At 52.1% G+C, this 10,645-nt stretch carries 9 protein-coding genes; 6 read left to right on the forward strand and 3 right to left on the reverse strand.

The genetic code is table 11. From position 1 onward, the window contains the following. The first annotated feature begins 162 nt into the window (after positions 1–162). From J7M22_10560 to J7M22_10585, 6 genes are all read left to right on the forward strand, one after another. Entirely contained in the window at positions 163–1,761 is a 1,599-nt protein-coding gene (locus J7M22_10560) for a hypothetical protein (protein MCD6507050.1), read from the forward strand. A 15-nt stretch (positions 1,762–1,776) separates the two neighbouring features. Beyond that, positions 1,777–2,478: a nucleotidyltransferase family protein gene (locus tag J7M22_10565; GenBank protein ID MCD6507051.1), complete on the forward strand. Its 702-nt coding sequence runs from the start codon at positions 1,777–1,779 to the stop codon at positions 2,476–2,478. 91 nt (positions 2,479–2,569) lie between these two features. Then, positions 2,570–3,565, forward strand: coding sequence for a GHMP kinase (locus J7M22_10570; protein MCD6507052.1), 996 nt, complete (start codon positions 2,570–2,572; stop codon positions 3,563–3,565). Positions 3,566–3,590: 25 nt separating this feature from the next. Next, positions 3,591–4,145: a D-glycero-beta-D-manno-heptose 1,7-bisphosphate 7-phosphatase gene (gene gmhB, locus J7M22_10575; GenBank protein MCD6507053.1), complete on the forward strand. Its 555-nt coding sequence runs from the start codon at positions 3,591–3,593 to the stop codon at positions 4,143–4,145. 41 nt (positions 4,146–4,186) lie between these two features. Next, positions 4,187–5,353 (forward strand): SDR family NAD(P)-dependent oxidoreductase, encoded by a 1,167-nt coding sequence (locus J7M22_10580; GenBank protein MCD6507054.1) that lies wholly within the window; start codon positions 4,187–4,189, stop codon positions 5,351–5,353. A 16-nt stretch (positions 5,354–5,369) separates the two neighbouring features. Further along, a complete protein-coding gene (locus J7M22_10585) occupies positions 5,370–6,434 on the forward strand; it encodes a hypothetical protein (GenBank protein MCD6507055.1) in 1,065 nt (354 codons plus the stop codon). Between the two features lie 49 nt (positions 6,435–6,483). On the opposite strand, the gene J7M22_10590 is transcribed toward J7M22_10585, so the two are convergent. The 3 genes from J7M22_10590 to J7M22_10600 form a co-directional block, all read right to left on the reverse strand. Then, positions 6,484–6,975, reverse strand: coding sequence for a DUF1854 domain-containing protein (locus tag J7M22_10590; protein ID MCD6507056.1), 492 nt, complete (start codon positions 6,973–6,975; stop codon positions 6,484–6,486). Between the two features lie 2 nt (positions 6,976–6,977). Further along, entirely contained in the window at positions 6,978–9,272 is a 2,295-nt protein-coding gene (locus J7M22_10595) for an ATP-binding cassette domain-containing protein (protein ID MCD6507057.1), read from the reverse strand. A gap of 78 nt (positions 9,273–9,350) precedes the next feature. Then, positions 9,351–10,229 carry a MarR family transcriptional regulator gene (locus J7M22_10600; protein ID MCD6507058.1) on the reverse strand — a complete coding sequence of 293 codons (879 nt, stop codon included), beginning with the start codon at positions 10,227–10,229 and terminating at the stop codon, positions 9,351–9,353. Between the last annotated feature and the right edge of the window lie 416 nt (positions 10,230–10,645).

Below are 10,645 nucleotides of genomic sequence, written 5' to 3' on the forward strand. Positions count from 1 at the left end.
AGTTCATCTTCCCCTCCATCTCTCCTCTCCCTTTCGGTAACATTATCTTTTGAGCCTACATCCGATTTCGGTAACATTATACATGAACGATAGCGTGCGGTTGACTACCGACCTGTATGAATGTTAAAATTTGCCCTGTCAATCCCGCCGAGCGAGGTGCTTATGAAATTCAGACTTATATCGCTTTTATGTCTTTTATCTTTCACCTTTTGGCTTGCGCCTTTTACCATGGCTGACACTCAAAATTCCTTAAACTCCGGACATCGGGCTTCGGATTCCGTCCCACTCATATCCCTCGATCTCTCCGACAGCGAGATATACAACTTCATAGAAAGGCTCTCCGTCAGAGGTCTTTTAGACTTTCACACCAACACCATCCCCATCCGCACAGATGAGGCTCTTGCAATTCTAAATCGAATTAGGGAACGGGCTGAAAACGGGAGGATATCCCTCTCCCCGGCGGAGATCGGAAAGCTGAAGAGGTTGATCAAATCCATCCCCGCCTTTAGAGGCAAAGGCGAGAGGTTCGGCTTCGATCCGTCAGGGGGGATAGAGGTGGGAGATGATGGATCAGGGGGTTACCTGTCGATCTACTCCAAACCCGCCATCTTCGGCGCCATAGGGGATAGGATCTCCTTTATGACCGGATTCAAATACGGCATGTTGAAGGATCATCAAAACTATCCTCCGCTTCCCGGCGAGAGGATCTACTCCACAGGGGATCTATGGCAGGTGAGCTCGATAAGGGCATATCTCAACGTGCGAATTACCCCCAGTCTCTCTCTGTTGATAGGGAGAGATAGGATGTGGTGGGGTCCGGGGAGATTCGGCTCTCTGGTTCTATCGTATAACTCCGGCCCGAAGGACATGATAGCGCTGAATCTGAGAACGAGAAGGATCGATTTCGTCTCCTTCACCTCCATCCTTAAAAGCGGGCGTGGCAATAAGAGGCTTTCAGGTCATAGGCTCGAGGTTCTGCCGTTTGGATGGATGCGGATCGGGATACACGAACTGATCCTCTATTCAGACAGATTTGAGATCGGCTATCTCAATCCCGTTACCATATACTTCGTCTCCGAACCGATGACGGAATACGGCAACCGCAGCGGAGCGGAGAACAAGGGCGGCTCAGTCGATAATCTGATCATAGGTGGGGATCTTTCGATCCGGCCCCTCAAAGGTGTGGAGATCTATGGGGAGGTTTTGGTGGACGATTTTCAACCCCAGAAGGGATTGGAGGGATTCAAGGACTGGGACAGCAAATATGGAATTCTCATGGGAGGGTATCTGGTCGATCCTTTCGGATTAAGGGATATGGAGGTTCGGGTGGAATATGCTTTCATCAACCAGTGGTGTTACACACATGAAAGCGGATTGCTGGCATATACCGACATGGAGAGGGTAATGGGCCATCCGATGGGAAACGATGCCGACTCGCTGGGATTGGAGCTGAAAGGCGATTTCTCCTCCCATATCCGAGGTAGCCTCAGATATCTCCTGACGCGCGAAGGCGAAACCGATGTGAATGATATCCATCCTAAAGGCGGATCGGAGGAATGGGAGTTCCTCTCGGGAACGGAGGAGATCCGACATGACCTCAGCCTCAATATCGGCTATAACCCACCCAAGTTAAATTGGAGAATCGACCTGATGACGGGGATCTACCATGTGAGGAATCTCAGCCATCGAAAAGGGAGGGATGATAACGGCCTACGATTCGCCCTCAAGCTTGAAAGAAGCTCGTGGAGAGGAGTTAACTGAAACGGAGGTCAATCCATGAAGGCCTTTCTGCTGGCAGCGGGGAAGGGAACGAGGCTGAGACCTTTAACATACAAGATTCCGAAATGCCTTGTGCCGATTCGGGGGATCCCGCTTTTGGACTACTGGTTTGATCTACTTGAAAGACATGGGATCGATGAGGTATTAATTAATCTGCACCACCTTGCGGATAAGGTGTTAAATTTTCTGCAACTCAAGGAGGATGAGCTGCGGAAGCGGAATATGAGAATCATCACAGTATATGAGCCGGAACTTCTGGGAAGCGCTGGAACGATACTTGCTAATAGATCCTTTGTCTATCCGGGTGAGGATTTCCTCATCTGTAACGCCGATAACCTTACGGATGCCGATCTGAGTGATCTTATCGAGTTCCATCGGTCACATGAGATGCCGCTGACGATGGGGCTATTCGAGGCCGATGAACCCCGAAGATGCGGCATAGCCGAGCTGGATGAGAAGGGAACGATTGTGAGTTTCGAGGAGAAGCCGCAAAATCCGAAGACCAACCTCGCCAATGCCGGCATATATGTCGCTAGATGCTCGATCTTCGACTATATACCTCGCAAAACCCCCTGTGATATCGGCTACGATCTGCTCCCAAAGCTCGTCGGCAATATGAAGGGCCGGCTCATCCGGGGAAGGTTGATCGATATCGGCACCCCGGAGAGCTACAGGATCGCGAATGAGATGTGGATGTGAGGGTCGAGGGACGAGAGTCAGGGGACAAGAGTCAAAAGAAAATAAGACCCTGGACTCTCGACCCTTGACCGATCTGACATGGAGGTGAGATATGATTATCGTTCAAACGCCGCTGAGGATCGGACTTGCAGGAGGTGGTACGGACCTCAGGGCGTTTTATTCGATCGAACCCGGAATGGTTCTCAATATGACCATCGACAAATATATCTTCGTCATAGTCAAGGAGAGGTTCGACGACAAGATCTACATCAACTACTCGAAGAAGGAGATCCGCGACTCGGTGGATGAGATCCAACACGAGCTCGTGAGAGAGGCTATGAGGATCACCGGCGTGGAGAGCGGGATCGAGATCACCACCCTCGCCGATATCCCATCCGAAGGCTCTGGGCTGGGTTCCTCCAGCAGCGTGACGGTCGGTTTGCTCAATGCCCTCTATATGTACAAGGGCGAGCAGGTGACCGCCGAACGGCTCGCAAGAGAGGCATGCAGGATCGAGATCGAGCTATGTGGTAAACCGATAGGCAAACAGGATCAGTATATCGCCGCATACGGCGGGATGAGGCTTTTCAAGTTCAATCTCGACGAATCGGTCGAGGTCGAAAGGCTGCCTCTGACCGATACTCAGCTCAGGAAGATCGGATCCAACCTGCTGTTGTTCTACACCGGTAAGACGCGTAAGTCGGAGGAGATACTCTCGGAACAGAGGGCTAAGACCAAGGAAGGGGAAAACATCGAGTATCTCCGAAAGATCAAGGAACTGGTTATCCCGATGCGCGAGGCGATTCTGAGAGGGGAATACGACGCCATAGGTGAGCTTCTACATCTCAACTGGATGTATAAACGCAGGCTGGCGAGCAAAATAACCGATCCGAAGATAGATGAGCTCTATGAGAGGGCGCTGGCTGCCGGAGCCCTTGGAGGGAAGATCTCAGGCGCAGGCGGAGGTGGATTTCTCCTTCTATACGTGCCACGTCATAAACAGGATACCGTCAGGGAAGAGCTCAGTGAGCTCAGAGAACTTCCATTCCTCATCGAGCGGGACGGCAGCAAGGTTATATTCAATATGAGGAGATACCCCTCTAAATAGCGATGGTTCTAGACCAAAATCGAACATGCGGCGGGCGATTTTTCTAGACAGAGACGGCGTCATAAACGAGAAGATGCCTGAGGGACAATATGTGACCCGATGGGAGGAGTTCCGTTTCCTCCCGGACGTCGCCGAGGTGATCAGGACGTTCAACGATATGGGATTCCTCGTGGTGGTCGTGACCAATCAGAGGGGAATAGCTAAAGGACTTTATACGGAGGAGGATCTGGAGGAGATCCACCGGAGAATGAGCGAGGAGATAGAACGGTCCGGGGGACGAATAGACGCCATCTATTACTGCCCACATGATATACATGAAAACTGCAATTGCAGGAAACCCAAGCCGGGGATGATCCTGAAAGCCGCCGAAGAGCTGAAAATAGATCTATCCTCATCCTATCTGATCGGAGATTCCATCACCGATATCCAGTCCGGCGAGGAGGCGGGAGTAGGGGTTAATATATTGGTAAGTCGGGAGGCGAGAGCTGATGATCAGGTGGCTCCCGACCTTATCGTTAGCTGTTTGAAGGATGCCGTGGATGAAATTGTTAGTCGAGAGACAAGGGACACTGATATTTAGACTCTTGTCCCTTGACTCTCGGCCGTATAACGGAGGTGAAAATGCTTGCGCTTGTCACAGGAGGTGCGGGTTTCATCGGCTCGCATATTGTCGATGAGCTGTTGAGGAGAGGTTATGACGTCAGAGTGTTGGATAACCTCGAAAGACGAGTTCATCCCAAAGGCAAGCCAGACTACATTCCCGAGGATGTCGAGTTCATCGAGGGGGATGTCGCCGATAAGGAGACGATGAGAAGGGCGCTTAAGGGGGTGGACGTGGTCTTCCATCAAGCGGCCTATCAGGACTACATGCCGGATTTCAGTAAGTTCTTCCGCACAAACGTGGTGGGGACGGCGATGATATATGAGGTGATCGCCGAGGACGGGCTGGAGGTGGAAAAGATAATCGTCGCTTCCTCACAGGCGGTTTACGGCGAGGGACAATATGAATGTCCCGAACATGGATTTATGATGCCTCCCGCCAGATCTCGTGACCAATTGGATAGGGGTGAGTGGGAGCTTAGATGTCCTCTGTGCGGTCGGATCATGAAAAACCTGCCGCTCAGGGAGGAACACGTTAACCCCTATAACCAGTATGCGCTGTCGAAATACAGCGGGGAGATAACGGCCCTGAGGTTCGGCTACCGCCTGGGCATACCCACTGTGGCTCTGAGGTATTCGATCACACAGGGGCCGAGACAGTCGCTCTACAATCAGTATTCCGGCATATGCAGGATCTTCACGTTGAGGCTGCTAAATGATAAACCTCCCATCATATTCGAGGACGGCTTACAACAGAGGGATTACGTCCATGTGGATGATGTGGTGAGGGCGAACATGATGGCGCTTGAGGATGAAAGGGCGAACTATGAGGCGTTTAACGTCGGAGGGGGCAGGGCCACCACGGTGATCGAATATGCTAGACTCTTGGCACGCAAGCTCAATAAAGCGATCGAGCCGGTGATCCCCGGCGAATACAGGTTCGGCGACAACCGTCACAGCGTCTCGAGCATAGAGAAGATAAGGAGCTTACTCGGTTGGAAACCCCATAAGGGATTGGAGGAGATCTTCGAGGACTACATCGCTTGGGTCAGAGAACAGGGAGATCTGAGGGCCTTTTTCGAGGAAGCCGATAGACTGATGAGACAGATGCAGGTGATAAGGAGGTCGAGGGTCGAGAGACGAGAAGCAAAAGATCTTAGACCCTCGTCCCTTGACCCTAGACCCTAGCAGACAGGAGGTTGCCATGATATATCTCGGTGAGATATTGGCCGATAGGAAGGTAAGGGCATCGGCACCATGTAGGCTGGATGTGGGGGGAACCTGGGATCTCAAGCCATTTGCCTTGCTCTACGCTCATCTCTCACCTACCACGACGAATCTGGCGTTGAAGATGAGAACCCATATCCGGCTTAAACCCTATGAGTTCGGATGGGTGAGAGTGGCTGATAAGTTCAAGGAGGAGAAATTTCCCACCGATAAGGTGCCGTTTGATGCCCATTTCGGGCTTATATTCGCCATACTCTCCCATTTCGGCGTGCACGGTGTAAGCGTCGAGCTTTCATATGAGTCCCCGCCTAAAAGCGGTCTGGGCGGCTCGGGGACCTTGGCGGTCACAGCCATAGCGGCTCTGGACGAGGCGTGTGCGCTTTTAGGCAAACAGAGGATGAGCAGAGAGAGGATAGTGGAGCTGGCGCATAACATAGAGGACGGATTGAGATACAGCTACACAGGGATGCAAGATCAGTGTGCCTCCGTTTATGGAGGGGTGAACCGCTGGAGATGGACCTACAACTCCAACTCCGAAAGAGCCCCCTTCATACGTGAGAGGATCCTCAGTGAAAAGGATTATCCGGAGCTGGAGAGAAGGCTCGTCATCGCTTACTTAGGTAAAAGCCATATATCGAGCGAGGTAAATGAAAGACAGGTGAGGTCTTTTCTGGACGGCAGCTCCCGCAAAATCTGGTTCAGGATCAACGAGATAGCGGTCGAATTTGCCCAAGCGCTGAAGGAACATGACTGGGCGAAGGCGGCATCTCTGGTCTCCGAGGAAAATAAGCTGAGATATGGGATGGTTCCCGAAAGGCTTACCCCGATGGCTCTCAGGCTGATGGAGGTCGCGGAGAACGTAGGGGCAGGTTTCGCCGCTGCAGGAGCAGGAGGAGGCGGATGCGTCTGGGCGCTCTCCCCTGATCCATCAGACGTGGATCGGATTAAGCGGGAATGGGAGGGAATACTGAGGGAGAAGGAAAACGCCAAACTGCTGGAGGTGAAGATTGACGGGGAAGGGTTAAAAGTTAAAGAAGATTAGGCAGGCAAATGAGAGGGCATTGATCCGACATGCGAGGAAACATGGGGGCTCATAGCTCCGTCTCTATGAGCCCCCTGCTTCTGGGGTCCATCTCCCAGAAGTTCGGTATCTCATACCGGTTCCCATCCATATCCCTTATTATCACCCGACCGGATGGAAGGAGTTTCGCGTCATGCCTGCTTTTCAACTCGATCGTCCTTTCACCTCGATCCGTGACCACCCTCCATATGGGCATCCCGAATATCTCGTCCACCTCCAGAACCCTAACTATCTTCGGGATCACATACCTTCTGGACAGTTCCTCCTCGAGCACCCTTCTGGATTTATCGGGCAGCAGATGGATCTCCTCGATCATTCCGATCTCCTTGTCCTCGCTGTCTATCAGGGCGATGTAATAGGTGCTGGCGGAGAGGGGAAAGGCTTTCAGCACCGAGATGTTATCGTATCTCCGCCCCTCGTATTCGAGCGATAACTCGTTGAACTCGTTTCGGAACAGCTTGACCTTTTTTGGATCGAGCAATCTCACGTCCTCCGTCCTCATCCTCACACCTCCCTTATCCTCGATAGTTCCATCTGCCGTTTGACAAGTTCGGCGAAATGGCCGTTTCGTGCGATCAGTTCGTCGTGCGTGCCCATCTCGATAAGCTTGCCTTTGGAGAGGACGAAGATCCTATCGGCGTTCTTGAGCGTGGAAAGCCTATGGGCGATGGCGAAGGTTGTACGCCCTCTAACCAATCTATCCAGGGCCTCCTGTATCTGCGACTCGGTGACGGTATCAACCGAGGATGTCGCCTCGTCGAGGATCAATATCCTAGGATCTTTGAGGATCGCCCTCGCGATGGAGATCCTCTGCTTCTCGCCCATTGAGAGCCTGCTCCCTCTTTCCCCCACGATCGTATCGTATCCGTCGGGGAAACGGATGATGAAGTCATGAGCGTTGGCAGCCTTGGCGGCGGCGATAATATCCTTCATCGTCGCGTTGGGAACGCCATAGGCGATGTTCTCAGCTATCGTGCCGTTGAAGAGGTATGGGTCCTGAAGGACTATACCTATCTGGTTTCTAAGGGATTTGAGATCCAAGTCGAGTATGTTATGCTCATCTATATATATGGCGCCTTTGGTCGGCTCGTAGAACCTGCAGATGAGACTGACGAGGGTGGTTTTCCCAGCGCCGCTGTGGCCCACCAATCCGATCATCTCACCAGGCTCGACCTCGAAGTTGATATCGTCGAGGGCGGGTTTGTCGCCGCCATCGTATATGAAGGTGACGTGATCGAATCTGATTCTCCCCTCCAGTTCCGGTATCGAAATGGTCGGGGCGGCGGGTTTTATCTCAGGGGGTGTATCCAGTATCTCAAATATCCTGTCAGCAGATGCAGCGGCCCTCTGAAAGCGTTGGTTGAGGAAGCAGAGCATCCTCACCGGCCCATAGAACCTCCACATATATCCGGTGAAGGCCGTGAAGGTTCCCAGGGTCAAAACGTCGCCTATCACCCATCTTCCACCTATGAACCAGATTATGATGCTTCCTAGGAAGGTCGAGAAACCCATCAGCGGGCCGAAGAGGCTTTGGAGTTTCGCGCCGCGCATGCCCCGCTTGAACAGGTTGCTGCTGTGGTTGGAGAACCGCGTTATCTCCCTGTTCTCCTGGACAAACGCCTTAACCACCTTTATCCCGGGTATGGTATCAGTTAGAACCGAGTTGAGTGAGCTCCAGCTTTTAGATATTGAGTGCCACACCTTATGCATCTTCTCACCGAAATATATCGTGAGGAAGGCCATCAGCGGAGTGGGTATCAACGTCAAAGCGGCCAGCTTCCAGTTCAACGTGAAGAGTATCTGACAGATAAAAGCCAGAGTTACCATACTTTGGATCATGTCCGGCAGAGCGCGCACGATGAAATCCTGGAGTCTCCCTGCGTCAAAGGTTATCCTGGACATGATGCTTCCAGTATCCCTCTGTGAGAAGAAGCTCATCCCCAATTTCTGGAGATGTTCATAGATCTGGTTTCTGAGGTTAAGGCTGACCTTCCCGCCTACCCAGGCCATCATATAACCTCTGAGAGCACCGAGTATACTGGCGCCTACCAGGATGCCTACCAGCTCCAATCCCAGTTTAATCAGCATGCTGATCTTCTGATCGGGCGGTATATCCTCAGGCGTCAGGATGTCATCTATCAGCGATCTCGTCAGGAGCGGCTGCATCAGCTCCAGTCTTGTCGCTATGAACATGAGCACCAGCGAGATGGCCACGACATGCCAGTAGGGTTTGGCGTAACTCAAAAGCCTGAAGATCAGCTTCCGCTTTTCGAGACAGTTCGGGCAAGTTCCCAGCCATCTGGGTATCGGCGCGCCGCATTTGGGACATCTCCCCTCCGGCGATTCGACTGTCGGCTTAAATTCCACCTTGCCTTTATGGGATTCCTCCACAAGGGCCTTTATGGCCTCCGATACGCTTCTGAACTTGTTGCTCAGGGTTTTGGAAAAACGGGCTAGCTCGATCCCCCTGTTCTCCGTGTAGACCTTTAGGAGGTTGTTCCCGTAGAAGCTATGGAGCTTGACCTCCTTGATCTCAGCCACCTCGATCTTCGATATCTTATATCCGCCGTTTGAGGGATCGACGACCAGCAACTCCCTATCGGTGGCGATAAACCATCCGAGCTTATACTCGCCTGACAGCGACATATCGGTGCTCACCGCTATCAGGATATCGCCCGAGGTGTTTTTGAGGACGATCCCCTCGACCTCCTCTGGCATCTCCTCTATCAGATCCGACGGACCTAGCTTCGGGGCCACATCCGTCGGAGAGGCCTTCTTCTCCTTTCTCCTTCCAAACATCTCTGCCTCCAAAAAAATAAGCTTCCGCCGGAATGACGGCAGGAAGCTGTTTTCTTCCGGATATCCCCTTTCATTTAATTATTCGGCATAAGCCTTCTGATCTTCAGCGATTCGAATCCGATTCAGAAGGCCATAGATCCATCTGCGATGTCTTCTTTCATCCTCCCCGATTTTCCTTAACGTCTCGGCTATTTCATTCTTTCCGTTCTCCTCGGCGAACTGGGCGGCATCCATCTTCATCACATGAGATCTCCTCTCATCCTCCAGGAACCCCTCCAGACTTTCCCTAAGCGTTCTCATCTCGCCTATGAACTTCGATATCCTAACGGCGTGATTGAGCTCCTCATGCGACATCTGCTTTAGGTAGGCCGCTATCTCGCCCTTGCCTTCCTCGTCCGCCAACCTCGCTATGAAGAGCAACATCCCGACCCTGGAGGTTTCCCAGTTCATCATATCCCTCAGTATCTCGCTCATCGTCTCATCAGGGGAGGGATGTGTCTCCTCGTATGAGGGCCATTCGGGGTTCTCCATGACCCTTCTAAGCCTGGAGAGGATCTTAAGCAGGCTTATCCTCTCCTCCTCATCGAGACGGGCTATGGTTTCCCTCCAGAAATCCTCCGTGCTTCTGGGCTTCTGCTCGAATAACTCCTTGCCCTTCGAGGTCAGCTTCACCGTCACCCGTCTCCTATCCTTCGGGTCCCTTTTTCGTTCGATCCATCCATCCCTCTGGAGCCTGTCCGCTATTCCGGAGACGGTGCTGCTTGTAAGGCCGAGGTGGCCGCTGAGCTCACCTATGCTCAATCCCTCCTCGTGCCAATGGAGATGCTGTAACGCTTTGAACTGCGTGACGGTGAGCTTATAGGGTGTGATCTGCCTCACATATCGGGCTTTTATCGCCTCCTGTATTCGGTTGAACACGTCCATAACCTGTCTGGCTATATCGGCCAACCCGGCCATCGAGGACACCCCAAACGTTCGCAAAGCAAAACAAAATTTTAGCTATGCGAAGGTTTAACCAAGATAATAACATAAAATCGGAAAAACGGCAAGCGCCAGTGATGGGTGTGGGGCTTTCCAATGATTAAAAACGGTCATTGGATCATTCGGCTTCGCCGTCATTCAAGATGACGACAAATGACTTCCTTGGCGGCCTGACTTGCCCCGATTGACACGTGGATAGAGATGGGATAAACTAAGGCGGAATTCCGAGTTGAAGCGAGGTATACCATGGGAGATTATCGAAGGGTAGGGCTTTTCAATGATTGTATGATTTAGTATACTATCACAAAGACCACCAGGAAGGAGGTGAGAAAGATGCTCGTGGCGGGCCGATATGTCCATCCCAACAGCTTATTCGCCAGGCTGTCCAAAAT

The organism is Candidatus Poribacteria bacterium, from assembly GCA_021162805.1.
Classification (GTDB): domain Bacteria; phylum Poribacteria; class WGA-4E; order B28-G17; family B28-G17; genus JAGGXZ01.

Coding starts and splice junctions, on each gene's coding strand:
- J7M22_10580 (MCD6507054.1), top strand. CDS start 4,187: ATGCTTGCGCTTGTCACAGGAGGTGCGGGTTTCATCGGCTCGCATATT.
- J7M22_10600 (MCD6507058.1), bottom strand. CDS start 10,229: ATGGCCGGGTTGGCCGATATAGCCAGACAGGTTATGGACGTGTTCAAC.
- gmhB (MCD6507053.1), top strand. CDS start 3,591: ATGCGGCGGGCGATTTTTCTAGACAGAGACGGCGTCATAAACGAGAAG.
- J7M22_10590 (MCD6507056.1), bottom strand. CDS start 6,975: ATGAGGACGGAGGACGTGAGATTGCTCGATCCAAAAAAGGTCAAGCTG.
- J7M22_10585 (MCD6507055.1), top strand. CDS start 5,370: ATGATATATCTCGGTGAGATATTGGCCGATAGGAAGGTAAGGGCATCG.
- J7M22_10565 (MCD6507051.1), top strand. CDS start 1,777: ATGAAGGCCTTTCTGCTGGCAGCGGGGAAGGGAACGAGGCTGAGACCT.
- J7M22_10560 (MCD6507050.1), top strand. CDS start 163: ATGAAATTCAGACTTATATCGCTTTTATGTCTTTTATCTTTCACCTTT.
- J7M22_10570 (MCD6507052.1), top strand. CDS start 2,570: ATGATTATCGTTCAAACGCCGCTGAGGATCGGACTTGCAGGAGGTGGT.
- J7M22_10595 (MCD6507057.1), bottom strand. CDS start 9,272: ATGTTTGGAAGGAGAAAGGAGAAGAAGGCCTCTCCGACGGATGTGGCC.